The 25,718-nt window shown below is 70.8% G+C and carries 18 protein-coding genes and 1 pseudogene; 6 read left to right on the forward strand and 13 right to left on the reverse strand.

What is annotated here, in order from left to right; all coding sequences use genetic code 11:
- Window positions 1-149: 149 nt before the first annotated feature.
- Window positions 150-1,496, reverse strand: a pseudogene (locus ACSHXN_RS12085) (DUF4192 domain-containing protein); the annotation flags it as partial.
- A gap of 134 nt (window positions 1,497-1,630) precedes the next feature.
- On the opposite strand from ACSHXN_RS12085, the gene ACSHXN_RS12090 reads away from it, so the two are divergent.
- Both ACSHXN_RS12090 and ACSHXN_RS12095 read left to right on the forward strand, forming a co-directional pair.
- On the forward strand, window positions 1,631-3,886 hold the full coding sequence (locus ACSHXN_RS12090) for a RecQ family ATP-dependent DNA helicase (RefSeq protein ID WP_355129622.1): 2,256 nt from the start codon (window positions 1,631-1,633) through the stop codon (window positions 3,884-3,886).
- A gap of 254 nt (window positions 3,887-4,140) precedes the next feature.
- On the forward strand, window positions 4,141-4,776 hold the full coding sequence (locus tag ACSHXN_RS12095) for a hypothetical protein (protein WP_355129624.1): 636 nt from the start codon (window positions 4,141-4,143) through the stop codon (window positions 4,774-4,776).
- Window positions 4,777-5,174: 398 nt separating this feature from the next.
- On the opposite strand, the gene ACSHXN_RS12100 is transcribed toward ACSHXN_RS12095, so the two are convergent.
- The 3 genes from ACSHXN_RS12100 to ACSHXN_RS12110 all read right to left on the reverse strand — a co-directional run bounded on the left by ACSHXN_RS12100 (window position 5,175) and on the right by ACSHXN_RS12110 (window position 7,300).
- The gene (locus ACSHXN_RS12100; protein WP_355129626.1) at window positions 5,175-5,777 is read right to left on the reverse strand and encodes a hypothetical protein; all 603 of its coding nucleotides are present in this window, start codon (window positions 5,775-5,777) and stop codon (window positions 5,175-5,177) included.
- Between the two features lie 69 nt (window positions 5,778-5,846).
- Window positions 5,847-6,548, reverse strand: coding sequence for a ribonuclease HII (locus ACSHXN_RS12105; protein ID WP_355129628.1), 702 nt, complete (start codon window positions 6,546-6,548; stop codon window positions 5,847-5,849).
- Between the two features lie 128 nt (window positions 6,549-6,676).
- Window positions 6,677-7,300, reverse strand: coding sequence for a TetR/AcrR family transcriptional regulator (locus tag ACSHXN_RS12110; RefSeq protein ID WP_355129630.1), 624 nt, complete (start codon window positions 7,298-7,300; stop codon window positions 6,677-6,679).
- A 175-nt stretch (window positions 7,301-7,475) separates the two neighbouring features.
- Here ACSHXN_RS12110 and ACSHXN_RS12115 point away from each other — a divergent pair, with 175 nt between their 5' ends.
- Complete coding sequence (locus ACSHXN_RS12115; protein WP_355129632.1) at window positions 7,476-9,023, forward strand: MFS transporter; 1,548 nt, start codon at window positions 7,476-7,478, stop codon at window positions 9,021-9,023.
- Window positions 9,024-9,274: 251 nt separating this feature from the next.
- On the opposite strand, the gene ACSHXN_RS12120 is transcribed toward ACSHXN_RS12115, so the two are convergent.
- From ACSHXN_RS12120 to ACSHXN_RS12130, 3 genes are all read right to left on the reverse strand, one after another.
- On the reverse strand, window positions 9,275-10,180 hold the full coding sequence (locus ACSHXN_RS12120; protein ID WP_355129634.1) for an ADP-ribosylglycohydrolase family protein: 906 nt from the start codon (window positions 10,178-10,180) through the stop codon (window positions 9,275-9,277).
- 12 nt (window positions 10,181-10,192) lie between these two features.
- The gene (locus tag ACSHXN_RS12125; RefSeq protein ID WP_355129636.1) at window positions 10,193-10,852 is read right to left on the reverse strand and encodes a histidine phosphatase family protein; all 660 of its coding nucleotides are present in this window, start codon (window positions 10,850-10,852) and stop codon (window positions 10,193-10,195) included.
- Window positions 10,853-10,992: 140 nt separating this feature from the next.
- The gene (locus ACSHXN_RS12130; protein ID WP_355129638.1) at window positions 10,993-11,598 is read right to left on the reverse strand and encodes a YdbC family protein; all 606 of its coding nucleotides are present in this window, start codon (window positions 11,596-11,598) and stop codon (window positions 10,993-10,995) included.
- Between the two features lie 153 nt (window positions 11,599-11,751).
- Between ACSHXN_RS12130 and ACSHXN_RS12135 the strand changes: the two genes are divergently transcribed.
- Together ACSHXN_RS12135 and ACSHXN_RS12140 are read left to right on the forward strand one after the other, a co-directional pair.
- On the forward strand, window positions 11,752-12,285 hold the full coding sequence (locus ACSHXN_RS12135) for a TerD family protein (protein ID WP_355801789.1): 534 nt from the start codon (window positions 11,752-11,754) through the stop codon (window positions 12,283-12,285).
- A 282-nt stretch (window positions 12,286-12,567) separates the two neighbouring features.
- On the forward strand, window positions 12,568-13,506 hold the full coding sequence (locus ACSHXN_RS12140) for a GNAT family N-acetyltransferase (protein WP_438303075.1): 939 nt from the start codon (window positions 12,568-12,570) through the stop codon (window positions 13,504-13,506).
- 335 nt (window positions 13,507-13,841) lie between these two features.
- Here the strand turns inward: ACSHXN_RS12140 and ACSHXN_RS12145 are convergent, their stop codons facing one another.
- Together ACSHXN_RS12145 and nrdR are read right to left on the reverse strand one after the other, a co-directional pair.
- Complete coding sequence (locus tag ACSHXN_RS12145; RefSeq protein ID WP_355129644.1) at window positions 13,842-16,727, reverse strand: vitamin B12-dependent ribonucleotide reductase; 2,886 nt, start codon at window positions 16,725-16,727, stop codon at window positions 13,842-13,844.
- Window positions 16,728-16,877: 150 nt separating this feature from the next.
- Window positions 16,878-17,441: a transcriptional regulator NrdR gene (nrdR, locus tag ACSHXN_RS12150; protein ID WP_438303077.1), complete on the reverse strand. Its 564-nt coding sequence runs from the start codon at window positions 17,439-17,441 to the stop codon at window positions 16,878-16,880.
- 556 nt (window positions 17,442-17,997) lie between these two features.
- Between nrdR and lexA the strand changes: the two genes are divergently transcribed.
- Window positions 17,998-18,777 (forward strand): transcriptional repressor LexA, encoded by a 780-nt coding sequence (gene lexA / locus ACSHXN_RS12155; RefSeq protein WP_355129648.1) that lies wholly within the window; start codon window positions 17,998-18,000, stop codon window positions 18,775-18,777.
- A 184-nt stretch (window positions 18,778-18,961) separates the two neighbouring features.
- Here the strand turns inward: lexA and ACSHXN_RS12160 are convergent, their stop codons facing one another.
- The 4 genes from ACSHXN_RS12160 to ACSHXN_RS12175 form a co-directional block, all read right to left on the reverse strand.
- Entirely contained in the window at window positions 18,962-20,935 is a 1,974-nt protein-coding gene (locus ACSHXN_RS12160) for an ATP-dependent DNA helicase (protein WP_355129650.1), read from the reverse strand.
- 235 nt (window positions 20,936-21,170) lie between these two features.
- Entirely contained in the window at window positions 21,171-22,112 is a 942-nt protein-coding gene (locus ACSHXN_RS12165; protein WP_356292186.1) for a GNAT family N-acetyltransferase, read from the reverse strand.
- Between the two features lie 36 nt (window positions 22,113-22,148).
- Window positions 22,149-24,095 carry an IucA/IucC family protein gene (locus ACSHXN_RS12170; protein WP_438303080.1) on the reverse strand — a complete coding sequence of 649 codons (1,947 nt, stop codon included), beginning with the start codon at window positions 24,093-24,095 and terminating at the stop codon, window positions 22,149-22,151.
- Window positions 24,096-24,251: 156 nt separating this feature from the next.
- Entirely contained in the window at window positions 24,252-25,661 is a 1,410-nt protein-coding gene (locus ACSHXN_RS12175; protein WP_438306451.1) for a diaminobutyrate--2-oxoglutarate transaminase family protein, read from the reverse strand.
- Between the last annotated feature and the right edge of the window lie 57 nt (window positions 25,662-25,718).

Here is a 25,718-nt window from a genome sequence, read left to right on the forward strand (position 1 = left end):
CCCGACAGCGCGTTTCCACCACCGAATGAATCGACCGGGCAGCTTTCGGGCAGCGGCTCGTCGTCCGAAAGGGTCGTCAGCCATGCGTCGGACGGTTCGTCGACGGGACAGCCGTCATCGCCGACGGGCACGGGCCACTCCTCGGACGAGTCGCCCGCAGTCTCGGCCTGTGCGGCGAGACAACGGTCGCCGCCGGTTCCTGCCCGTGAAGCGGCCGGATCGTCCGTCGCCGCGACGTCACCGTCCGGTTCCACAGCGTCCGTGCTCACCTCGCTTCCGTGGCCCACCGGCTCCGCCCGTAGGCACCGGCGGACCGCCTCCGGGTCAAGGCCGTCGTTGCACGCCTGGTGCAGGAGGCGGGCGAAGAGGTACTCCGGGTCCGCGCCGAGGGCCATGGCCAGGGCTTCACGGGCCTCGAGCTCGTCGCCGGTCGACCAGGCGACCCATCCCGCGAGTGTCAGCGGTGCGGCGGCATGCTCGCCGTATCCGCCGACGCAACGACGGGCCAGCGCACGCCACAGACGCAGGGCCACGGCGGCCTCCGGCCCCTCCATCCAGGCCGCGGCGCGGTCACGAGTGGTGCGGTCCTGCAACCCGAGGATCATGGCCGCGGCCTCGTCGTGTTCGAGCAGTTCGTCGTCGCGGCGGTCCACCTCCTGTGTGGCCGCGACGGGCGTGGTCTCGGCGAGGCGGGCCATGACCCGCTCGGCGAGCGCGAGTGTTTCGGCGGCGACGTCGTCGCGTGTGCCGTCCCTCAGAATCCTGGGGACGAGTGCCGAGCTCGCGGCGTCCAGCGCAGCCTCCTGAGCGACGGCGTCGGACGTCTCCAGAGGACTGAGCCGCACCCTGAACTCCTTGAGGGTGCCGCGCACGTGAAGACCGGCATAGGCGGCCGCGGCCGCCAGCACCGAGGTGCCGGGAAGGCCCATCGTCCGCCCCTCGGCAGGACAGCAGACGGAGCTCGCGCAGCAGTACGACCAGAAGCGACCGCCGGAGATGCACAAGGCCTCCACCACGGGAACGTCGAGGCTGCCGCAGGCCGTGCGCAGCGACTGGGCGAGCGGCCTCAGCCGCTCCATCACGTCACGGCCCGTCTCCCCGCCGGCGGGTTCCTGGACGACGTAGGCGATCATGGCCTCCGGCCCGGCCCCTCTGCGCCGGCTGCCGTCCACCAGGCCGTACGCCAGTTGCTGGGCAGCGGACGGCCAGTCGTCGGGGAGGACGGGGATACCGAGCCGCGCCCGCCCGCCGAACCTTCCCCGCCCCTCACGATCGTGCAGCGCGACCAGCACGACGCTGTCCTCGGGCCGGTACCCCAGGAGATACGGCAGGGCGTCGGCCAGTTCGGCCGGGGAACGCAGCGTGACCTGGGTCTCGCTGCACGGGCCCGCCAAGGGTCCGTGTCCTTCGCGTACTGAGGGCTCGCCGCCGGTGTGTGCGGATGCGCCCATGTCACCGGTGCCGGAGGAACCGGCCACTTCGTCGTGGTTCGTCATGCCGCGACGATCTCGCGGATCCTCACATTCCGTTTCGGCCTGTGGATAACCATGGCCATGAGCACGCCAGGTTTTGTCCACAAGCCACCGGGCTCGTTCGCGCGATGTCGGACCGATCAGGTTGCATGGATGCCATGACCGACGAACACCCGCTCCGCACGACGCACGGAACCACGTCCACGCCGACGGGCACCCCGGACTCGGGCTCCGCCCCACTGGACCCGCCCCGCACCGGGGCCGGGGGCGAGCTGAGGGCCGCCGCCGACGCGGTGCTCGCCCGGCTCGTCGGCGCCCCGGCCGGCGAGGCCCGGCTGCGCGAGGATCAGTGGAGCGCCATCGAGGCCCTCGTGGCGCACGGGCGCAGAGCCCTGGTCGTCCAGCGCACCGGCTGGGGCAAGTCCGCGGTCTACTTCGTCGCGACCGCGCTCCTGCGCGAGCGCGGCGCGGGCCCCACGGTCATCGTCTCGCCCCTCCTCGCCCTCATGCGCAACCAGGTCGAGGCCGCGGCACGGGCCGGAATCCACGCCCGCACCATCAACTCGTCGAACTCGGAGGAGTGGGAGACCATCCAGGCCGAGGTGACCGCGGGCGAGGTGGACGTCCTGCTGGTGAGTCCGGAGCGGCTCAACAACCCGGACTTCAGGGACCGGGTGCTCCCCGAGCTGGCGGCCGCGACCGGCCTGCTGGTGGTCGACGAGGCGCACTGCATCTCCGACTGGGGCCACGACTTCCGTCCCGACTACCGCCGGCTGCGCACGATGCTCGCGGATCTGCCGCCCGGCGTGCCGGTGCTGGCGACGACCGCGACGGCCAACGCCCGGGTGACGGCGGACGTGGCGGAACAGCTCGGTACCGGAGCCGGTACGGACGCGCTGGTGCTGCGCGGCCCGCTGGACCGGGAGAGTCTGAGCCTCGGCGTGCTGCGGCTTCCGGACGCCGCCCACCGTATGGCCTGGCTCGCCGACCACCTCGACGAGCTTCCGGGTTCCGGCATCATCTACACGCTCACCGTGGCGGCGGCCGAGGAGGTCACCGCGTTCCTGAGGCAGTGCGGGCACACCGTGGCCTCGTACACCGGCAAGACGGAGAACGCCGAACGGCAGCAGGCGGAGGAGGACCTGCTGGCCAACCGGGTCAAGGCGCTGGTCGCCACGTCCGCCCTCGGGATGGGCTTCGACAAGCCCGACCTAGGCTTCGTGGTGCACCTCGGCTCACCCTCGTCCCCGATCGCCTACTACCAGCAGGTGGGGCGGGCGGGACGCGGTGTCGAGCACGCCGAGGTGCTTCTGCTGCCGGGCAAGGAGGACGAGGCGATCTGGCAGTACTTCGCCTCGATCGCGTTTCCTCCGGAGGAGCAGGTGCGACGCACTCTGGACGCCCTTGCCCGGGCGGACCGGCCCTTGTCGCTGCCCGCCCTCGAGCCGCTGGTCGAGCTGCGGCGGTCCAGGCTCGAGACGATGCTCAAGGTCCTGGACGTGGACGGTGCGGTGCGCCGTGTGCAGGGCGGCTGGATCGCGACGGGCGTCCCGTGGACGTACGACACCGAGCGCTACGCCTGGGTGGCCAAGCAACGCGGCACCGAGCAGCAGGCGATGCGCGACTACGTGAGCACGACGGGTTGCCGCATGGAGTTCCTGCGGCGTCAGCTGGACGACGAGGGCGCCGCGCCGTGCAGACGCTGCGACTCCTGCGCGGGACCCCGGTTCACGGACGCGGTCTCCCCGGCCGCGCTGGATGCGGCGCTCGGTGAACTCGGCCGCGCGGGTGTCGAGGTCGAACCCCGGAAGATGTGGCCCACGGGTCTGCCGGCGGTCGGTGTGGAGCTGAAGGGGCGCATCCCGGCCGGGGAGCAGGCCGCGCCGGGGCGAGCGCTGGGGCGGCTGTCCGACATCGGCTGGGGCAACCGGCTGCGGCCGATACTGGCAGCTCAGGCCCAGGACGGGCCCGTCCCGGACGATGTCGCGAAGGCCGTGGTCGGCGTGCTGGCGGACTGGGCCAAGGGACCCGGCGGCTGGGCCTCGGGACGACCCGACGCACAGCCGCGCCCGGTCGGCGTCGTCACCATGGCCTCACGCACACGTCCGCAGCTGATCCACTCCTTGGGGGCGCGCATCGCCGAGGTCGGGCGGCTGCCGCTGCTCGGTTCCGTTGAGTACGCCGGCGACGTCCCCCGTGTGCCCCGGAGCAACAGCGCACAGCGGCTCAAGGCGCTCGACGGTGCGCTGACCGTGCTCCCCGAGCTCGCCTCGGCGCTGCGGGAGGCGGGCGGTCCCGTGCTGCTGGTGGACGACATGACGGAGACCGGCTGGACCTTGGCCGTGGCCGCACGCATGCTGCGCCGGACCGGAGCGGAGGGGGTGTTCCCGCTGGTACTCGCCGTGCAGGCGTGACCCGCCCCTTCCCTGGGCACACATCCGCCAGAGACCGGGAGCACATCCGGAAGAAATGCAGCAGGGGATATAGGCCACAGATCGCCAGGAACCGGCCGGTGGAGTCAATTGCTCGTTGCCGCATTCCAGTTCGACGGCAAGAATTGAGGTCCGCTCCCCGCACGGTTCGTCCGTGATCCGGCAGGACCCCGTTGGGATGCGCCCCCCGAGTCCGACCCCGCCCGCAGTGTGGGCGCGTAGCCGAAGGGAGGATCGTGACCTTCGGATTCGCTTCGTCCCCGATGGCATCCATGTCGGCGTCCGCCCAGCTGTCCGCCGCTTCCGCCAATCCCCTGGCCCGGGTGCTCGAGCCCGCCGAGTGGGCAGCCGCAGGGATTCCGCTGCTGCGCAACCCCCGTGAAGTCGTCGTCGGGCTCCATGCTCTGCATCGGCCGCGGCCCTCCACGGTCGTGGTGGCGGTCCTGGATCCGGACGAACAACTGCGGGCGAGCGCCTCGTTCACGCGCCGCCAGGCCCCTGCGGACGGCTGGACGTTCCGCAACGCGCTTCTCGCCCAGCTGCGCCGGGTGATTCCGCATGACCTGCGGCGCCGCACTCCGGTGCGGACGGCCGTGCTGCTCCACTGCCGCGACGGGGACGCGCGGTGGACGGAGGAGGACGGGGCGTGGATGTGGGGGCTGCGGGACGCATGCACGCTGCACGGACTGCGTTGCGGTTCGTACATCACGCTGACCCGTGACGGCTGGCAGGTTCTCGGCGAGGGGCGCGGCGGACGCCGCCCGGACTCGCAGTCCGCTCCGGAGAGCACCGATCCGACGGGAGCACCGCCTGCGCGCCCGCGCACCGGGGGCGTCGCCTCCGAGGTGATGCACCGGGCCGCCGCCCGCTGACGGCGGCGCAACCGCCCACGGAAGCTAGGTCGGCCCGCAGGGGCCGGGTCACATTCCGACGACGGCCGGCCGAGCGGACCGTGGCGCACCCCGAAAGACGCGACGCAGAAGGTGCAGGCGGTACGTGGGCAGCCGCAGTCGCGTCGCGTCGGCCCGGGACATGGATATGCCACAGCCGGGTATGCCACAGCGAGCCGCCGGGCCGGCGATCAGCGACGGTGTCCCGGCAGTCCGCGAGGGACCGGGCGCCCCGGCGAAGGCGCATGTCGGATCGACCACCGTACACAGGCCGTCGATCCGGCACTCCCGCCGACACCCGAAGCCAGAACCGGGTGACCCGGCTCCGGTCTCCGCGCGAACGGGCGGGACCTGAGCGATCCGGACAGGGCCCGGACCGCTCAGACGCCCACGCCGAGCACCGAGTCGATCTGCTTCGGGTCGCCGCAGACGATCAGCAGGGCACCGGCCCGGCCGAGTGCCAGCGGAAGCACGGTGGCGACGGACTCGTCGGCGCCACCGTTGACGGCGACCACGACCACCGGGCGGGCGGCGGCGCGGGAGACCACGGAGGCGTCGGCGTAGAAGACGTCGTCACCGGCGTCGTGCTGCGCCCAGTACGCGGTCTCACCGAAGGACATTTCGTGCGCGGCCCACGGATGCGGTTCGCCGGTGGTGACCACCAGCACGTCGCCGGGAACACGACCCGAGTCGAGCAGCAGGTCGACGGCTTCTTCGGCGGCGTCCAGCGCGCCCTCGACCGAGGCCGGGATGAGCTGGATCTGTGGGTTGTCGGAGGGGGCTGGCTGTTCGGACTTGGCCGGTTCGCGCGGGGTGCGCTGGGCCGGCATGGGCCTCGGCCCCGGACGACCGGGACGCGGGGGGGCCACGGGACGGGGCCCGGGTACGGGACGAGGGGTCGACGCGGTCCGGCCTCCGGCCGGCGTGGCGCGGGGACCCTGGGCACTCTCGTGAATCTGAGGCTCCTCGGGAATGAGAGGCATGGGCTGATATCTATCAAACGCCGGTGCGGCCGGCGTCGGCGGGTGGCACATGAGTGCGATCGGAACCGGTCAGAAATCGAAGCCGAGCTGGCCCTCGATTTCCGGTGCGCTTCCGTCCACCCAGCTGCGGACCTTCTTGAGATGCCGCCACTGAGGCAACGCATCAAGATACGCCCACGACAAGCGGTGGTACGGGGTGGGGCCCCGCTCCGCGAGTGCGGCCCTGTGCACCGGGGACGGATACCCGGCGTTGGCCGCAAACCCGAAGTCTGCATGGTCGATACCCAGTTCGGCCATCATTTTGTCGCGGTGAACCTTGGCGATCACCGAGGCCGCCGCGACGGCCACGCACGACTGGTCGCCCTTGATCACCGTACGGACGTTCCAGGGCATCCCGAGATAGTCGTGCTTCCCGTCGAGGATGATCGCTTCGGGGCGGACCGGGAGCGCTTCGAGGGCGCGAACGGCGGCGAGCCGGAGTGCAGCGGTCATCCCGAGGTCGTCGATCTCCTCGGGGGAGGCGTGACCGAGGGTGTAAGCCGTCACCCACTGCTCCAGCACCACGGCGAGTGCGGTGCGCCGCTTCACGGTGAGCAGTTTGGAGTCGGTGAGGCCCTCGGGGGGCCGGCGTAGGCCCGTGACCGCCGCGCAGACGGTGACGGGGCCGGCCCAGGCACCGCGTCCCACCTCGTCTACACCGGCGATGACCTTCGCTCCGGTCGTTGCGCGAAGGGAGCGCTCGACGGTGTGAGTAGGTGGTTCGTACGGCATGGCGCCCTTAGCCTACGCCGCCGGGATCCCCGTGCGACACCCCGGTTTCCCCCGGCGGCGGCGCACCTCTCGGCGGCCCGTTCGCAAGCACGCCCACCGCCGCGATCCGGCGGCTCGGAAGGCCGGGATCAGCCCTGCTCGGGACGGAGCAGCGGAAGCATCAACTGGTCGATCATCTCCTCGATGTCCTGCTCGACCCATTCACTTCCGCACATCTTTGCTCGGTACATCATCATCGCCGGAATGGCATCGAAGACATAGCCGTTCGCAGCGGCGGGGCGTACCTCACCTCGCTCGATTCCACGGTTGACGACCTCGCGCAACAGCTTGAGGGTTGGCTCCACAACACCGTCGTAGATCACACCATGGAAGCGCTCGGCCTGCAGATTGTCGCATTCGTGAATGACCGATCGAAGCGCGAAACCCGGTCGCGAGTACATCGCCTCGCGGGCCAGCCGGCAGAGCGCGAGGAGGTCCTCGCGGACATTCCCGTGGTCGGGCGCCTCGTCGAGGCGGGGCAGCCCGGCCTGGAGCGCGTCGGCGACGAGATCCTCCTTGGACGGCCAGCGGCGGTAGACCGCCGCCTTGCCGGTCTGGGCGCCTGCGGCGACGCCCTCCATCGTGAGGCCGTTCCAGCCGACCGTACTGAGTTGCTCCAGGGCGGCTTCGAGGATCGCGCGCTCGAGCACAGCACCACGTCGACGAAGGGAGGCCGGCTGAGCGGAGGCGGCCGTCCAGGACGAAGTACCCATCTGAGTGTCTCCGTTGAGCATGAGGAAGCGGGGATTTCGGGGAAGGGGCGAGCGGTCGGGGGCGATCACACGGCATCGAACTCAGTGAACGCTTGCGTTCACTGATGGGGACTCACTACCGTTTGACGCAACAGTGAACGCGGTCGTTCACTAACGACTTCGTGGGGGATCCATCGTGACAACCTCTCCTTTGCTCCAGAAACAGAAGCCGGGAGTCGCCCGCCGGGCGGCTCATCCCGGCATCGCGCTCACGGTCATCGCGGCCTGCCAACTCATGGTGGTACTCGACGCGACGATTGTGAACATCGCGCTCCCGCACATTCAAGACGCGCTCCAGTTCAGCACAACCGATCTGACATGGGTGGTCAGCGCGTACACGCTCACCTTCGGCGGACTGCTGCTGCTCGGCGGCCGGGCCGGAGACATACTCGGCCGACGCCGGGTGTTCATGGCAGGCATCCTGCTGTTCACCTTCGCCTCGCTGCTCGGTGGACTCGCCCAGGAGCCCTGGCAGTTGCTCGCCGCGCGTGCCTTGCAGGGCATGGGCGGCGCCATCGCGTCACCCACCTCGCTGGCGCTCATCACCACCACTTTCCCGGAAGGCCCGGAGCGGAACCGGGCCTTCGCCGTCTTCGCGGCGGTCTCGGCCGGCGGCGGCGCGATAGGCCTGCTGACCGGCGGCATGCTCACGGAGTGGCTCGACTGGCGCTGGGTCCTCTTCGTGAACGTACCCATCGGCGTACTGATAGCCGTGCTCGCACCGAGGTTCATCAACGAATCAGAACGCCATCCCGGACGGTTCGACATAGCCGGAGCGCTCACCTCGACCGTGGGCATGGCGTCCCTGGTCTACGGCTTCATCCGTGCTGCGGAGGACGGCTGGCGGGACAGCCTCACCATCGGCTCCTTCACGGCGGCGGTGGTGTTGCTGGTGGCCTTCGGATTCATCGAGACACGGGCCAAGGAGCCGATCACCCCGCTGCGGATGTTCACCGACCGGAATCGCTCGGGCACGTATGTGATCATGCTGAGCCTGGCGGCGGCGATGTTCGGCATGTTCTTCTACATCGTGCTCTTCGTGCAGAACGTGCTGGGGTACTCGCCGATCTCGGCCGGTGTGGCGTTCCTTCCGGTGACGGTGGCCATCGCGATCGGTGCCGGGCTGTCGCAGAGGTTCCTGCCGGTGCTCGGCCCGAAGCCGTTCATGCTGGTGGGCGCGACGCTCGTCGCGCTCGGGCTCGGGTGGCTGACGTTCATCAGCCCCGACAGCTCGTACCTGTCCGGCGTGCTCGGTCCGATGCTGCTGTTCGGCTTCGGCATGGGCCTGAACTTCGTGACGCTGACGCTCACCGCGGTCTCGGGCGTCGCCCCGCACGAGGCGGGCGCGGCCTCCGGTCTCCTGAACGCCATGCAGCAGGTGGGTGGTTCGCTCGGACTCTCCATCCTCACCACGATCTTCGGCACCGCGAGCCGGAACGAGGCGGAGAAGCAGGTACCGAACCTCATGGCGAGCGGCACGGCCGAACAGAAGGCGGAGTTCGCCAGGACACACCAGCTGCCGGCGCCCTGGGGGCACGAGGTGCTCGCCCATGGCATCTCGACGGCCTTCATCCCGGCCGTGGCGATGGCGGTACTGGCACTGGTCACGGCGACGGTGGTCATCCGCGTACGCAAGAGCGACCTGGAGGCCCTGGCCGGCACGGCGGGACCCGCAGGCGGCTGAGCGGGCCCGGCTCCCGCCGTCCGGCCCACGAACCGGACGGCAGGGGCCCACCCGCGACGGCCGCAGGGTTCCTGGGGAACGACAGCAGGAATGTCCTCCGGCCGTACCCACCGTCGTAGTGCCTTCCTGTGGAGGCGGTCCTGGCCCATGGTGGCGGGGCCGCCTCACCTGCGCGCATCGGTTCCGGTCATCCCCGGAGACGGCCTTCCGCCTGCGAGTGCCGCGGTGCTCCGGGGGGTGATCCCGATCGTCTACGACGCCGGAGACGCCCAGTCCGGCAGCCGCTCCGCACGCTCCAGCCACTCCCCCGGCGGCGTCCCCGCCTTCCCGGCGGCGAGCACCCCGCCGACGATCGAGCAGGTCGTGTCGACGTCCCCGCCCACCTGCGCGGTCGTCCAGAAGGCCTGTTCGTAGTCGCCGAGGGCGCGGGCGGCCGACCAGAGCGCGAAGGGCACTGTGTCATGCGCCGTCGTACGCCTCCCGCAGCCGAGAACCGCGGCGACGGTCGTGGCGTCGCTGTAGTCCAGCATGTCCCGCGCCCGGCGCAGCCCGGCCCCGACGGCGCTCTTCGGCACGAGCGCGATGACACCGTCGAGCAGGGCCCCGGGGGTCGGCGGCCCGGCCGGATCGGCGGCGAGGGCGGCCGCGGCGGCCACGGCCATGGCCCCGACCACGGCCTCACGGTGCTGGTGGGTGGGGTAGGCGGAGATCTCCGCCTGGTGCGTGGCCTGCTCGGGGTCGTCGGCGTACCAGGCGCCCAGCGGGGCGATCCGCATCGCCGCGCCGTTGCCCCACGACCCGCGGCCGTCGAACAGTGCCGAGGACAGCTCGCGCCAGTCGCCGCCCTCCCGTACGAGCCTGAGGAGGCGGTTGACGGCAGGCCCGTAACCGCGGTCGAAGTCGTGGTGCTCCGCGAAGGAGCGCGCCAGTGCGTCCTGGTCGATACGGCGGTGCGCGGCCAGAACGGACACGATGGAGCAGGCCATCTCGGTGTCGTCCGTCCACTGCCAGGGACCCGGAGGCAGCTCACGGCGCTTGAGCAGGGGATAGTTCGCGGGGACGAAGAACTGAGAGCCCAGTGCGTCCCCCACCGCCAGTCCGCGCAGACTGGCCAGGGCGCGTTCCAGCCGCCCGGGGAAAGAGGAGTCAGCGGTCATCGCACTGCCACTCTATCCGGTGACCCAGTAGGGCTGCGGCTCCCGCCAGCGCTCGAACGGGCGATCGAGTCGATACTTGCCGTCCTCGCCCAGCAGGAGCATGCGCGTCTCGCCGTTCCCCGGATTCGAGAGGGCCTCGAATTCGGCGACCGTCCAGTGGAACCAGCGCATACAGAACAGCCTCATGGCCAGGCCGTGGGTCACCAGGAGCACGTTCGGCGGATGATCGGGGTCCTCGAAGCTGCGGAACAGGCTTTCGAGGAAACCGCCCACCCGGTCGTACACGTCGGCACCGGACTCGCCCTGCGCGAAGCGGTAGAAGAAGTGCCCGTAGGCGTCCCGGTACGCCTTCTGGACCATGACGTCGTTGCGGTCCTGCCAGTTGCCCCAGTCCTGCTCACGCAGCCGGGGCTCCTCGCGGACCCGGACACGATCGGGGTCCAGGCGGAAGGCGTGGAGCGTCTCATGGGTACGGCGATAGGGGGAGACGTACACGCTGACGTGCTCCCCGCCGAAGAGGTCCCGCAGCCGTTTGCCCGTCGCCTCCGCCTGCCGCCACCCCTTCTCGGTGAGCTGCAGTGCGTGGTCGGGTTCACGCTCGTAGACGGTGTCATCGGCATTGCCCACCGACTCTCCGTGCCGGACAAGGACGATGCGCCGTGGTCGTGCCATGCCAAAACCCTAGATCGGGTCACACGCGATGGGGCACCCGAGCGGCCTTGATACGGGTCACATTCGAACGACGCCCGTCCGATCAGTCCGGTTCTCCCACGCAGGTGCGGGCCGACCCGGTGGCCGTCCGTGCCGCCGGATCACACGGTCCACGACGGTTCCAGGTCCACGATGTCCCCCGTGAGGGCCGCGACGTCGGCCTCGGTCTGCGCCCTCAGCGCCAGGCGCTCGATACGTTCCTCACGGTACTTGCCGTGTTCCGCCGCCGACTGCCACATCGACAGGATCAGGAACTCATGACCCGGCGCCTCGCCGAACAGTCCGCGGGTCATGCCCGGCGAACCCGCCATCGCCGGATTCCAGACCTTCTCCTGCATCAGTGCGAAGTGCTCGGCACGCTCCTCGTGCACCTTGCAGTGCGCGACCCGCACCAGGTCCGCGTCCGTGAAGCGGGGCTCGAAGCCGGTCTTCACGTCGAAGCGGTGGTCGAAGAGGCGGACCTGCTGGTCCTTGAACGTCCCCGACTGCGCCGCCGCCAGTCGGTCGTGGGAGCGCGCCATGAAAGAGTCGTAGAAGGCACGGCTCTCCCAGAACGCGAAGACGTGCGCCACACCGGGTCTCCCCCGGCTCCAGCCCCCGCCCTGCCCGCGGAATCCCGGCTCCCCCGGCAGTCCCGCCCACTTTCGCTGCCCCCGCTCGAAACCGCGGCGGTCCACCACAGTGCAGCGAATCCACTTGACCAGCACCGCGCCATCGTAAGGCCCCGATGCGTGGCGCCGGTCACGCTCCGGCGGAGTGCACCCGGGCGAGCGCCGCGGTGCACAAGGCACAATGGACAACTGACCCACTCTGCACAGGAGTTCGTTCGGAGGGTCGTGACAACGGGGAGGGGATGTGTGATGAGCGATCTCAACAAGGGCATCCGCAAGGTCGAGTTGGCGCTGAAGTGGGACCCGAGCCCGCCCGGACAGCCGCCGACGGATCTCGACATCGTCGCCGCGACCTATCTCGCGTCGGATCCGTACGGGGACCCGGCCTATGTCGTGCACTTCGACAGCCGCTCCCCCGACGGAACGATCTACCTCAACCGCGACAGCCTGGACGGCAAGGGCTTCGGCTGGGACGAGGTCATGACGCTGGAGCTCCACCGCCTCGACGGCCGGTACGCGCGCGTGGTGGCCGGGGTCGTCATCCAGCAGCGCACCGGCCACAGGACGTTCGTCGGCGTCCTGAACCCGGCGCTGCGGCTGCGTGAGGGGTACACCGTCCTTGCCGAGGACGATTTCGGCGGGGTCCTGGGCGCGACGGCGGCGACGGTCGCCGAGTTCGTGCGCGACGCCTCCGGCGAGTGGATGTTCCGCCCGGGCATCCACGGCTACGACACGGACCCGCTGAGCTTCACCCGAGTGATGGGCAGCCCGCACGACTCCTGACACCACCCTCAGAAGAGGCGGCCGACGGCACCGGGCGGCACGGCGGACAGCGGTGCCGCCCGTCATGACCGGGTACTGGCGCATGTCACCGGTCCCGGGCGTGTGACGACATCCCGGGCTCGCTCGTCCGTCCACGCCTGCCGAGGACGGGTGGGCCGGTTTCCGGCATCCTGCGCGGCCCCGATGAGGGCCCCCGACGGAACGCGGCCCTGGTGCCGTCGGGGGCGGCAGGCAAGGACAAATACGTTGCTCCGCCGTTCCCCCCTCATGATCATGGGCCGAATGCGAATCTTTGCCGCCACCGCGGACCCCACCGCCCTCGACCGGGCCCTCGCCTATCCGGCTGACGGTCCGGTCGCCGCTCTGACCGCCGAGAGGATCCGCGAGGAGCTCGACGCCAACCGGTTCCGCCCGGAATGGATCTGGCTCGCCGAGGACGAGAACGGGCACATACTCGCCCGCGCGCTGTGGTGGGGGCGTGCCGACAGCGAGCGGCCCATAGCCCTCGACTGCCTCCAGGTGCACTCCACGGTCGCCGATCCCGGCGCCCTCGCCACCAGGCTCCTCGACGCCGGACACACCACCCTCGGCACGCGCCCGCTGTACAACGTCTCCCTCCCGGCGGACTGGCGCGCCCGACCGGAACTCGCGGTGGCGGTCGCCTGGCGTCGCGCATCGGCCGCCCGCGCCGGACTGGGCCGGGAGATCGAGCGCCTGCGCTACGAGTGGACTCCGGTGGCAGGGCTGCCTGAGGCCCGTGGTCGGCTGACGTTTCGCGAGGGCAGCGACGAGGAGTTCCTCGAGGCCTTCACCCGGGTGTCCTCCGGCAGCCTGGACCAGGCCACCCAGGACGAGCTGCGCACGAAGGACGCCAGGCAGCTGGCCGAGGAGGACATGCGGTTCTACCTCGACTGCCCCGGCGAGCGCTCCTGGTGGCGGCTCGCGGAGCTGCCCGACGGCACGCTCGCCGGTCTGGCCGTGCCGTCGGCGACCCCGTACCACCGCAACGTCGGCTATCTCGGAGTCGTACCCGAGCAACGTGGGCAGGGCCTGATCGACGAGATCCTCGCCGAGATCACTCGCTTCCACGCGACCGAAGGCGCCGAGCGCATCACCGCGACGACGGACACCACGAACGTTCCGATGGCCGCCGCGTTCGAGCGCGCGGGCTACGAGGTGACGGAGATCCGCATGGTCCTGGAGGCTTCGGAGGCCGCATGACCCGCCGTACCCGCCTGGCCCGCCGAGGGCAGCGGCGCCGGCGGCCGAGCGATCGAGCGTCCCGCCCGTGCAGGGCCATGGGTTCGCTTCTCTGCGGCAGCGATCGCGGCTGAAGGTCCCACGTGCCTTCCCGCCTACGGGGCCTGGCGAGCCGGCGGGTCGTGGCCAACGGAGAAGGGACGGCAGCTCCCGGCTGCCGCCCCTCCTGACGTCGGTGCTCCGCGGACGGACACGCCGAGGGGGACCGGCCGTCGGCCGGTCCCCCTCGGGAAACGCGGGTCAGCTACCTTCGCGGCTCGCGTCGGATCCGGGATCCGACGCGACACCGCTCATGCTCAACTGCAGCCGCTCGTCGAGCCGCAGCCCTCGCAGATGTAGCAGGAACCGGCGCGCTGCATCTTGGTGCCGCAGGAGAAGCACAGCGGGGCGTCCGCCTGGATACCCAGTTGCATCTCCACCAGCTCGGCGCTGGTGTGCGCCTGCTTCGGGGCCGGCTGGGCCGTCGCGGCCTCGGCGCGCGGGGTGGCCACGGCCTTCAGCTCCTGGGCGCGCGGCGCCGACTGGGCCAGGCCCTCGACGTCGACCTCGTCCTCGGTGGGCTCGTACGAGCCGGTCTCCAGGTGGCGCTGACGCTCCTCGGCGGAGTGGATGCCGAGCGCCGAACGCGTCTCGAAGGGCAGGAAGTCCAGCGCCAGACGGCGGAAGATGTAGTCGACGATCGACTGCGCCATCCGCACGTCCGGGTCGTCCGTCATACCGGCCGGCTCGAAGCGCATGTTGGTGAACTTGGAGACGTACGTCTCCAGCGGCACGCCGTACTGCAGACCCACCGAGACGGCGATGGAGAAGGCGTCCATCATGCCCGCGAGGGTCGAGCCCTGCTTGGACATCTTGAGGAAGACCTCGCCGAGACCGTCGTCCGGGTAGGAGTTGGCGGTCATGTACCCCTCGGCACCGCCGACGGTGAAGGAGGTGGTGATGCCGGGACGACCCTTCGGGAGGCGCTTGCGGACCGGGCGGTACTCGACCACCTTCTCGACCTTGGGCTCCGTGGCGCGCTCCTCGGCCTTCGCCGGCGCGGTCTCCTTCTTCTTGGCGGAGAGCGGCTGGCCGACCTTGCAGTTGTCGCGGTAGATCGCCAGCGCCTTGATGCCCAGCTTCCAGGCCTCGAAGTAGATCTCCTCGACCTCCTCGACGGTCGCCGTCTCCGGCATGTTGACCGTCTTGGAGATGGCGCCGGAGATCCACGGCTGGATCGCGGCCATCATGCGGACGTGGCCCATCGGGGAGATGGAGCGCTCGCCCATCGCGCAGTCGAAGACCTCGTAGTGCTCGTGCTTGAGGCCCGGCGCGTCGATCACATTGCCGTGCTCGGCGATGTGGGCGACGATCGCCTCGATCTGCTCCTCCTGGTAGCCGAGGCGGCGCAGCGCCTGCGGCACGGTGCCGTTGACGATCTGCATCGAGCCGCCGCCGACCAGCTTCTTGAACTTGACCAGCGCCAGGTCAGGCTCGACACCGGTGGTGTCGCAGGACATCGCCAGACCGATGGTGCCGGTCGGGGCGAGGACGGACGCCTGGGAGTTGCGGAAGCCGTTCTTCCCACCGAGGCGGAGCACGTCCTGCCAGGCCTCCGTGGCGGCGGCCCACACCGGGGTGTCCAGGTCGTCCATGCGGACGGCGGTGGCGTTGGCGTCGGAGTGCTGCTGCATGACGCGCAGGTGCGGCTGCTCGTTGCGGGCGTAGCCGTCGTACGGGCCGACCACCGCGGCGAGCTCGGACGAGCGCTTGTACGCCGTGCCGGTCATCAGGGAGGTGATGGCACCGGCCAGGGCGCGGCCGCCGTCGGAGTCGTACGCGTGGCCGGTCGCCATGAGGAGGGCGCCGAGGTTGGCGTAACCGATGCCGAGCTGGCGGAAGGCGCGGGTGTTCTCGCCGATCTTCTCGGTCGGGAAGTCCGCGAAGCAGATCGAGATGTCCATCGCGGTGATGACCAGCTCGACGACCTTGGCGAAGCGCTCGACCTCGAAGGACTGGTGGCCCTTGCCGTCGTCCTTCAGGAACTTCATCAGGTTCAGCGAGGCGAGGTTGCAGGACGTGTTGTCCAGGTGCATGTACTCGCTGCACGGGTTCGAGCCGTTGATACGGCCGGACTCCGGGCACGTGTGCCAGTGATTGATCGTGTCGTCGTACTGGATGCCCGGGTCGGCGCAGGCCCAGGCGGCCTCGGCCATCTTGCGGAAGAGCGACTTCGCCTCGACCTCCTCGATGACCTCACCGGTCATACGGGCGCGCAGGCCGAACTTGCCGCCGTTCTCGACGGCCTTCATGAAGGTGTCGTTGACGCGGACCGAGTTGTTGGCGTTCTGGTACTGGACGGAGGTGATGTCGTCACCGCCGAGGTCCATGTCGAAGCCCGCGTCACGGAGGGCGCGGATCTTCTCCTCCTCCTTGACCTTGGTCTCGATGAAGTCCTCGACGTCCGGGTGGTCGACGTCCAGGATGACCATCTTGGCGGCGCGGCGAGTGGCACCGCCCGACTTGATCGTTCCTGCGGAGGCGTCGGCGCCGCGCATGAAGGAGACGGGACCGGAGGCGTTGCCGCCGGAGGAGAGCAGCTCCTTGGAGGAGCGGATCCGGGAGAGGTTCAGGCCGGCACCGGAGCCGCCCTTGAAGATCATGCCCTCTTCCTTGTACCAGTCGAGGATCGACTCCATGGAGTCGTCGACGGACAGGATGAAGCAGGCGGAGACCTGCTGGGGCTGCGGGGTGCCCACGTTGAACCAGACGGGGCTGTTGAAGCTGAAGATCTGGTGCAGGAGGGCGTAGGCCAGCTCGTGCTCGAAGATCTCCGCGTCGGCGGGCGAGGAGAAGTACTTGTAGTCCTCGCCGGCCTTCCGGTACGTCTTCACGATGCGGTCGATCAGCTGCTTGAGGCTGGTCTCGCGCTGCGGGGTGCCGACGGCACCGCGGAAGTACTTGCTGGTGACGATGTTGACCGCGTTCACCGACCAAAATTCGGGGAACTCGACGCCACGCTGCTCGAAGTTGACCGAGCCGTCGCGCCAGTTGGTCATGACGACGTCACGGCGCGCCCACTCGACTTCGTCGTACGGGTGCACGCCGGGAGTCGTGTGAATGCGCTCGATACGCAGTCCCTTGGTGGCCTTGGCGCCCTTCGCTCGGGAACCTCGTGCCGGACCGCTCGCCGTCTCTGTCATGCCGCCTCCCTGTATCAGGCAAAAACGCCCTGACGTGCCCTTTTCTTCCCAAGGCACGGTGTTGTGTCTGCTTGTCACGCACGCCGCGAGACGGCGCGCGTGACGGGTCTGTGTGCACCGCCGACGGAGCCCTGCCCGTCGGCCCTCCCGTCAGTCGGCGGCGTTGACGGGCACGGGGGCGTCTGCCGCCGCTCCGGACCCGTGGTCGGTTCCCTGGCGCTCCGCGACAGCGTTCCCGTGGTCGTCGTCGTCCACGGCGGGGCGCCCGCGCTGCTGCTCCCTGAGTTCCGCGATGGCGGCCTCGAAGTCCTCCAGCGAGTCGAACGCCCGGTACACGGACGCGAACCGCAGAAAGGCGACGAGGTCCAGCTCCTGCAAGGGGCCGAGTATGGCCAGACCCACGTCATGGGTGGTCAGCTCGGCACTCCCGGTGGCCCGCACCGCTTCTTCGACCCGCTGGCCGAGCTGGGCGAGTGCGTCCTCTGTGACAGGCCGCCCCTGGCATGCCTTGCGCACGCCGTTGATGACCTTGGTGCGACTGAAGGGCTCGGTGACCCCGGACCGCTTGACCACCATGAGCGAGCACGTCTCCACCGTCGTGAAACGGCGGGAGCAGTCGGGACACTGGCGGCGCCTGCGGATGGACGTCCCGTCGTCGGTCGTACGGCTGTCGACGACACGGCTGTCCGGGTGCCTGCAGAAGGGGCAGTACATGGCTCCCACCCTCCTTTTCAGCACGACTGATAAGACCTCGTGGGCCTCACAGGCCCCTCGAAGCAGCCCCAAGCATAGGCGATCTCCCGAGCCAGGAAGACCCGGGGGACCACAACCTATGGGCCACTGCTGCAATCCAACCACTACATCTAGCGATCGGCTCACACATTCGGCCGCGACACGCAGACAGCGGGCAGATTGGCACATGCCGCGCGGCCATACCCGATCGGACCATGGGTGGATACGGTGGACGCCGCATGGAGAAGGGGGGTCGGTGCCCGGCCCGCGGGGCCTCGGGTGGCAGACTGGGCGCCGATCACGGCGGCCCACAAGGCCATCGCCCCGGCGGTGAAGGGTACAGCAATGAGCGCTTTTGCCCTCGTCCGCTCCTGGTTGCGGCCGAGTGGGGAGACCCCCGCCGATCACGGTCGGCCATACACCTGCACGCTGGACCGCGTCAGATAATTCGCGGTTTTTCACTCGAACGTGTGTTTGGCGCAACCTTTCGAAAGCAACTACCGTTGTGCTGCACGGGAGACCATCGAGAGGGGCCGACGTGACCACCACCGCAGACAGTGCCACCATCACTGCCCAGGACCGCTCCCAGGGCCGACTCGAGCCGGTGCATGCCATGAACGAAGCCACGAATCACGAGGGGCCCAAGCGGTCCCTGCCCGGCCGACCTCCAGGCATCCGGGCGGACAGCTCCGGTCTGACCGACCGGCAGCGCCGGGTGATCGAGGTCATCCGGGACTCCGTGCAGCGGCGTGGCTACCCGCCGTCGATGCGGGAGATCGGCCAGGCCGTGGGCCTCTCCAGCACGTCCTCGGTGGCACACCAGCTGATGGCACTGGAGCGCAAGGGCTTCCTGCGCCGCGACCCGCACCGGCCGCGCGCGTACGAGGTCCGCGGATCGGACCAGTCGTCCTCCGTGCAGCCCACGGACACCACGGGCAAGCCGGCCGCGTCGTACGTCCCGCTCGTCGGCCGTATCGCCGCCGGTGGCCCCATCCTCGCCGAGGAGTCGGTTGAGGATGTCTTCCCGCTCCCGAGGCAGCTCGTCGGCGACGGTGAGCTCTTCGTTCTGAAGGTCGTCGGCGACTCCATGATCGAGGCCGCGATCTGCGACGGCGACTGGGTCACGGTCCGCCGTCAGCCCGTCGCCGAGAACGGCGACATCGTGGCCGCCATGCTCGACGGCGAGGCCACCGTCAAGCGCTTCAAGCGCGAGGACGGCCACGTCTGGCTGCTGCCGCACAACGCGGCCTACCAGCCCATTCCCGGCGACGAGGCGACGATCCTCGGCAAGGTGGTGGCGGTGCTGCGGCGGGTGTGACCCGCACGGAGGGCGGCCTGACGACGCTCCCCCTGATCCGGGCCCCGGGACCCCTGCGCCGGTTCCGGGGTCCCGCGCTGTCCGGGCCCCCTCGGACGCTCTGTCGCACCCCGTCAGTACGCTGTTCGGCGGCCCCTGGGCCGCCGAACAGCGTACTGACCTGGCCGAACCCGGCTCCAGCGGGTCATGACTCCTGTGCCTTGGCCGCTGCGTCGATCGCCGCGAGGGACTTGCGCACCTGGTTACGGTCCGTCGTGTACCAGAAGCCGGGCAGTGACGCCTTGAGATAGCTTCCGTAGCGTGCCGTGGCCAGCCGCTGGTCCAGCACGGCGACCACCCCGCGGTCTTCCGTCGCCCGCACCAGACGGCCGGCGCCCTGTGCCATCAGCAGCGCCGCGTGCGTGGCGGCCACGGCCATGAAGCCGTTGCCCCCCGCTTCCTCGACGGCCTTCTGACGGGCGCTCATCAGCGGATCGTCGGGGCGCGGGAACGGGATCTTGTCCATGACGACCAGCTGGCAGCTCGGACCGGGGACGTCGACACCCTGCCAGAGCGACAGCGTGCCGAAAAGGCACGCCTGCGGGTCGGCCGCGAAGTTCTTGATCAGCTCGCCGAGCGTTTCCTCGCCCTGGAGGAAGATCGGGAACTCGGGGATACGGGTGCGCAGTTCCTCGGCGGCGAGTTGGGCGGCGCGCATCGACGCGAAAAGGCCCAGCGTGCGGCCGCCGGCCGCCTGGATCAGCTCCGTCAGCTCGTCATGCATGTCCGCTCGGTCGCCGTCGCGGGCCGGCCGCGACAGATGCTTCGCGACGTACAGGATGCCCTGCTTCGGATAGTCGAAGGGGGAGCCGACGTCGGCGCCCTTCCACTTCGGCAGGTCGTCTCCCTCGGTGCCCTCGGGGGCGAGGCCAAGGGACGCCCCGACGCCGTTGAAGTCGCCGCCCAGCTTCAGTGTGGCGGACGTGAGGACCACCGAGCGGTCCGCGAACAGCTTCTCCCGCAGGAGGCCGGAGACGGACAGCGGGGCGACCCGCAGGGACGCACCGAAGCGGTCGTGCCGTTCGTACCAGACGACGTCCCACTCCGAGCCGTGGGTGATCCGCTCCGCCACGTCGTGCACGCTCTCCACGGAGGCGAGTGCCTGCTTGCGGACGGCGTCCTCGTCCTGGACGGACTTGTCGCGGGTGGTCCCGAGCGCGGAGATCACCGTGCGGGCGGCGTCACGCAGCGCCATGAGGGCGTACCCGAGGTCCTCCGGGACCTCCTCGAGGCGCCCGGGCAGGGCGAGCTCCATCAGCCGTTCGAAGCCCTCGGCTGCGGTCTGGAGCTGGTCGGCCGCCTTCTCGTTGACCAGTTTGGCGGCGCGGCGCACCGCGCGGTTGACCTGGCCGGGGGTGAGTTCGCCGGTGGCCACTCCTGTCACCCGGGAGACCAGTTCATGGGCCTCGTCGACGATGAGCACCTCGTGCTGGGGCAGGACGGGGGCGCCCTCGATGGCGTCGATCGCGAGGAGCGCGTGGTTGGTGACGACGACTTCGGCGAGCTTGGCACGTTCGCGGGCCATTTCCGCGAAGCATTCGGCGCCATAGGCGCACTTCGATGCGCCCAGGCACTCCCGGGACGACACCGAAACCTGGGCCCAGGCCCGGTCCGACACGCCCGGGGTGAGGTCGTCCCGGTCGCCGCTCTCCGTGTCCTCGGACCAGTCCCGCAGCCGCAGCAGATCCTGCCCCAGCTTGCTGGTGGGCGCGGCGGCCTCGAACTGGTCGAACAGGCCGTCCTCCTCGTCCTGTGGCACTCCCTCGTGCAGGCGGTGCAGGCACAGGTAGTTCGAGCGGCCCTTGAGCATCGCGAACTCGGGGCGGCGGCGCAGCAGCGGGTGCAGCGCCTCGACCGTGCGCGGCAGGTCGCGCTCGACGAGCTGGCGCTGCAGCGCCAGGGTGGCGGTCGCCACGACGACGGGCTCCCCGTGGGCGAGCGCGGGCACCAGATAGCCCAGAGACTTACCGGTGCCGGTGCCGGCCTGGACCAGCAGATGGGAACCGTCGTCGATCGCCTCCGCGACGGCTTGGGCCATGGTCGCCTGGCCGGGGCGCTCCGTGCCGCCGACGGCTGAGACGGCTGCATGCAGGAGTTCGGGGAGTGAGGGCTTCGTCATAGCGCGACCACCCTACGGCTCGCCGCTGACAAACAAGCACGAGTCCCCGCAGCCCACGGAGGGCTCGCCCCTGGCATCGCGGATCGGGACGGCCCTCGGGTCGGCGGGCGATGCGGCACAGGACTTCTTGGTGGGACGTGGCCGCGCGCGACCGGGAACCGAGACGGAGAGCCGGAACCGGGGCCGAGGGCCGGAACGGGAACGAGGGCCGGGAACCGAGGCGGGAAACCCCTCGTTACGGAGAGTGATGATGCTGGAGCGCATGGCGAAGGACCCGGTCCCTCATCATCAGGGCGGCCCTCTTCTCGGGGAGGTCGACCTCTGCGGAGAACCGGAAGCCGGCGTTGAGGAAGGAGGCGACGGAGGGGATGTTGCGGAGGTCGGGTTCGGCGACGACACGTGAGCACGAGGGACGCCGGTCGAGGACGAGGTCGGCGACCGCGCGCAGAAGGGCGGACCCGAGACCGCGCCCGCGGTCGGCGACGCCCCCGATGAGGAGATGGATCCCGGTGTCGTGGGGACGGGCCGGGTAGTGGCGGGCCAGGGGGTCGAGGTCCGCGCGGTAGATCTCCCAGTAGCTCATGGGGGTGCCGTCCAGCATGCCGAGGCACGGGACGCTGCGCCCGTCACCGGCGAGTTGGGCCCGCAGGTGCCGCTCGGTGATCGAGACGTCTCCCGCCAGGTCCCAGAACACCGCCACCGCGGGGTCGTTCATCCAGCGTGCGACGAGTGGGAGGTCCCGGCCCGGATCCACCGGGACGAGGTGGAAGCGGCCGACGGGGGTGGGGGTCGCGCCCCAGTCGGCCACGCGGTCCAGAAGGTCGTCGCCCTGTGGGATGCCCGGTCGAGCGACAGGTCCGGCGATCGCGTCGGCCGGGTTGCCAGGAGGGTCGGCCGGCCCCTCAGGGGCGTCAGCCCGGCTGTCGGAAGTGCAGGTCGGGGCCGTGAGCGCGTGGACCGCGGTGGGAGCCCCCGCTCTGCTCCGGCTCGGCCCGCGGTCCACGCCGAGGGCCATGAACTGGTCGGGCAGCCGGAGGTCGAGGGTGTCCTCGCAGTCCGAGCCGGGGTTCGGGCGCAGACGCCCGTCGGCACCGGATCCGGCGGCCGAGCGGGTGGCGGGCCCCGCGCTGGGGGCGGAGGCGGTGCCGGCGCCGCTGTTCGCGTCGATCGGGGACACGGCGACGCTCCTCTCAAGAGTGGGGACGGATGACGTTCAGGGATGAAGGGGGTTGGTGACGGTGACATAGACGGACTGGGTGTCCACCGGGCCGACGAGTTCGTCCAGGCCGTGCAGCCGGGTCAGCAGATTGGCCTTGCAGCGCAGGACGGGTGACTCGAGCAGGCGGGCCGGCAGGGAGGTGCGCAGCCGTCCGGGGCCGCAGGCGGCGGAGGCGAGGAAGCGACGGAAGGCCGCCAGCAACAGCCGTTCGTCGGCGAGGCCCTGGGAGCCGAACGCGCCGATCAGACCGAGGACGTTGTTGATGCCCAGGTAGTAGGCGAAGCGTTCGTCGGCCACCTCGTCGGAGACGAAGGTGTCGCTGTGCTCACCGATGCCGGGCAGCCGTGCGTCGAGTTCGGCGCGGCGGGACTCGCGGAAGTAGTAGCCCTGGTTGTCGCGGTAGCGGCCGCCCACGGGCCACCCTTCGGGGTCCAGGAGGACGACGGTGTTCTGCTGGTGCGCCTCCACGGCGATGCCGGCCTGCCCGTCCAGCCAGAGCACCGGGCGCACCACCTGTTCCAGGTAGCGCAGGAACCATTCGGTGGCGACGGCGCCGCGTGAGCGGCCGGTGCGTGCGGCGAGACGGATCACCGTCTCGGCGAGCCTGGAGGCCGGGCCGGGTCGCTGCTGTCCGGTGGGCAGGGCGCGGGCCCTGGGCGAGACGAGGCCGGCGAGGCAGCAGGCGTCGTCCGTCGGGCCGAACGGATTGTGCCGGATGACCACGTCCAATCCGGCCACGGGCATGCCGTCCGGGTCGTCGACGGCCAGCCAGGCCGGGTCGCGGACGATGTCGAAGCCGGGGTGCACGGAGCGCCATTCCCTGCCGAGGCCGCCGCGCAGCAGTCGGTGCACCTCGGCGCCCCGGTGGAGTTCCTTGCGGAGGTTCTCGCGGCGGGAGTTGGTGATGCGCAGGCCCAGCGACAGTTTCAGCATCGCCGGGACGCCCGAGCGATGGACGGTGCGGACGGAGGAGGTGGGGCACCAGGGCTCTCCGTGTGCGCCGAGATCGCGGATCAGTCCGGCCTCCAGCAGGGCGGCTGCCTGTGGACGGTGCCGGATCTCCCGCGCCTGCCAGGGATGGAGGGGCAGTGCGGTGAAGTTCTCGGGCAGCGGGAGGTCCGACGCCGCGAGCCGCAGGGCGAGCAGGCCGGCGGGCACGGTCCGGCCGCCCTCCGTCCACGCCGAGTCGGCCGCGAGTACGGAGGGTGCGACCGCCAGCCAGTGCAGTGGGAAGCGGCCCCTGAGTTCCGGCGAGTAGAGCCGGGCCTCGGTGTCGGAGAGTCCCTCGCGGCTCTTGGCCGTCGGGTGCATCGGGTGCCCGAGCAGTAGCGCCTGCTCGGCGGAGAGGAAGAGGTCCGACTCGTCCGCGCTGCGCTCGCGCCGCTCGGCGATGAAGGTCGTGGTGCGGCGGACGGAGTCGGCCACGCGGGCCACCAGGTCGGCGACGTGGTCGTGCGGGAAGCCGGATGCCGTGGGCGATGCGGAGGCCGGGGCGGCTGCCTGCCGGGCGGCACCGGCCTCCCGGGCCAGCAGGGTCGCCACCGTCACGGCGTCGGCGGGCGGGGCCGAGTCGGACGTCCCGGCGAGCCGTGGCAGGCCGAACCGGTGCCAGCCCGTCATGGACCAGTACCGGACAGGGACGAGGAGCGCCGTCGCACCGGCGGGGAGCGGGATCCGCAGTACACCGTCGGCCGGAGCGGCGAGATCGTGCTCGCGGACCCAGCAGCGCAGCAGGTTCTCCACGGTCGCGGCCTGGGCCGCCAGGTGCGGATCGGGATCCTCCAGCAGGTCGGCGCCGCGCACCACCTCTGACTCCGGTGGGGCTGCTGCCTCCTGCCGGGGGACCGTGGGGGGCCTCGGCGCGAGCGCGGTGGCCTGTGTGCCGCCGGTCTCCTGCTCAGGGGTCCGGGAGCCGCCGTCGGGGGTGGGGGTGGCGTTCAAGGTCGTTCCTCATGAGGTCTCCGGCTCGTGCGGTGACGGGCCGTGCAGTACGGATGTGGGGGCGGTCGTGCGTCCAGGGCCCGGTCCTTCTCGTGCGGCATCGGACGCGAGGCGGACCGGGCTGCGCAGCCCGGTCCGGGGAGCGCGGCACGGGTCTCAGGACTTGACGGTCTCCCGCGCCACCGCGGCCACCGCGTCCGCCAGCCGGTCCAGGACCGCGCTCGTCTGCTCGTCGGTGATCGTCAGCGGCGGCAGCAGCCGGACCACACTGGCGTGCCGCCCGCCCAGTTCCACGATCAGGCCGCGCCGCAGGCACTCCCTCTGGACGGCGGCCGCACGTGCGGGCGCGGCGGGGAGCGGCCCTGCCCGTCGGGCGTCGGCCGTGGGCGGGTCCTGGGCCATCGGGCCGGGCGTGGCCTCGGCGTCGACGATCTCCATACCGATCATCAGCCCGCGGCCGCGGACCTCCCCGATGAAGGGGAACTCGTCCGCCAGGGGGCCGAGTCGGGCCAGCATGCGGGTGCCGAGTGCTTCGGCGCGCCCGGCGAGGCCGTTCTCACGGACGTAGGCGAGGGTGGCCGCTCCGGCGGCCATGGCGAGTTGGTTGCCGCGGAACGTGCCGGCGTGGGCGCCTGGTTGCCAGACGTCGAGGTCGTCGCGGTAGACCACGACGGCGAGCGGAAGGCTGCCGCCGATCGCCTTGGAGAGGACCATGACGTCGGGCACCACACCGCTGTGTTCGACGGCCCAGAAGCGCCCCGTGCGACCCACGCCCGTCTGTACCTCGTCCGCGATCAGCGGGATGGACCGGTCCTCGGTGATCCGGCGCATGCGGCGCATCCAGGCATCCGGCGCGGGGATGACCCCGCCCTCGCCCTGGACCGGTTCCAGGATCATCCCGGCGGGCAGTGTCACGCCCGACTTGGCATCGTCGAGGAGTGACTCGGTCCAGCGGGCGCCCAGTTCGGCGCCGGGCTCGCCGCCGATCCCGAACGGGCAGCGGTAGTCCTGCGGGTACGGCAGCCGGGCCACCCGGACGTCGGCGGCGCCTCCGGACACCTCCAGAGCCCCGGCGGTCATCCCGTGGTAGGCGCCGGTGAAGGCCAGAATCCCGCTGCGGCCGGTCGCGGCACGCACCAGCTTGAGGGCGGCCTCCACGGCGTCCGTCCCCGCCGGACCGCAGAACTGCACACGCGCGCGGTCCGCCAACCCGGACGGCAGGGTCCGGAACAGCTCGGTGGTGAAGGCGTCCTTGACAGGGGTGGCCAGGTCCAGGACGTGCAACGGGGCACCCGAGTCGAGAACCTTGCGGATCGCCTCGAGGACCACCGGGTGGTTGTGGCCGAGGGCCAGTGTGCCCGCCCCGGAGAGGCAGTCGAGATAACGGCGGCCGTCCGCGCCCTCGATGGTGAGCCCGCGTGCCCGCACGGGCACGATCGGGAGGGCCCGCGCATAGGTGCGTGCCGCGGACTCGCGCGCCGACTGACGACGCAGAATGCTCTCGTGCGCCGTGCGCACTCCCCCCGTCTCGTGTGCCGCGCGCTCCCCGTCCGTTGCCGCGTACACCTCCGGCTCGCCCTCCACCGGCACCACCGCAGTCTCCGTCACGGTCACGACGTCAGT

Origin of the sequence: Streptomyces sp. HUAS TT11, from assembly GCF_051553595.1 — a bacterium.
Taxonomy (GTDB): Bacteria; Actinomycetota; Actinomycetes; order Streptomycetales; family Streptomycetaceae; genus Streptomyces.

Bases quoted from the DNA above. Each gene is read 5' to 3' on its own strand.
- ACSHXN_RS12090 (WP_355129622.1), top strand. From the start codon at position 1,631: ATGACCGACGAACACCCGCTCCGCACGACGCACGGAACCACGTCCACG.
- ACSHXN_RS12100 (WP_355129626.1), bottom strand. From the start codon at position 5,777: ATGCCTCTCATTCCCGAGGAGCCTCAGATTCACGAGAGTGCCCAGGGT.
- ACSHXN_RS12105 (WP_355129628.1), bottom strand. From the start codon at position 6,548: ATGCCGTACGAACCACCTACTCACACCGTCGAGCGCTCCCTTCGCGCA.
- ACSHXN_RS12110 (WP_355129630.1), bottom strand. From the start codon at position 7,300: ATGGGTACTTCGTCCTGGACGGCCGCCTCCGCTCAGCCGGCCTCCCTT.
- ACSHXN_RS12120 (WP_355129634.1), bottom strand. From the start codon at position 10,180: ATGACCGCTGACTCCTCTTTCCCCGGGCGGCTGGAACGCGCCCTGGCC.
- ACSHXN_RS12125 (WP_355129636.1), bottom strand. From the start codon at position 10,852: ATGGCACGACCACGGCGCATCGTCCTTGTCCGGCACGGAGAGTCGGTG.
- ACSHXN_RS12135 (WP_355801789.1), top strand. From the start codon at position 11,752: ATGAGCGATCTCAACAAGGGCATCCGCAAGGTCGAGTTGGCGCTGAAG.
- ACSHXN_RS12140 (WP_438303075.1), top strand. From the start codon at position 12,568: ATGCGAATCTTTGCCGCCACCGCGGACCCCACCGCCCTCGACCGGGCC.
- ACSHXN_RS12145 (WP_355129644.1), bottom strand. From the start codon at position 16,727: ATGACAGAGACGGCGAGCGGTCCGGCACGAGGTTCCCGAGCGAAGGGC.
- nrdR (WP_438303077.1), bottom strand. From the start codon at position 17,441: ATGTACTGCCCCTTCTGCAGGCACCCGGACAGCCGTGTCGTCGACAGC.
- ACSHXN_RS12160 (WP_355129650.1), bottom strand. From the start codon at position 20,935: ATGACGAAGCCCTCACTCCCCGAACTCCTGCATGCAGCCGTCTCAGCC.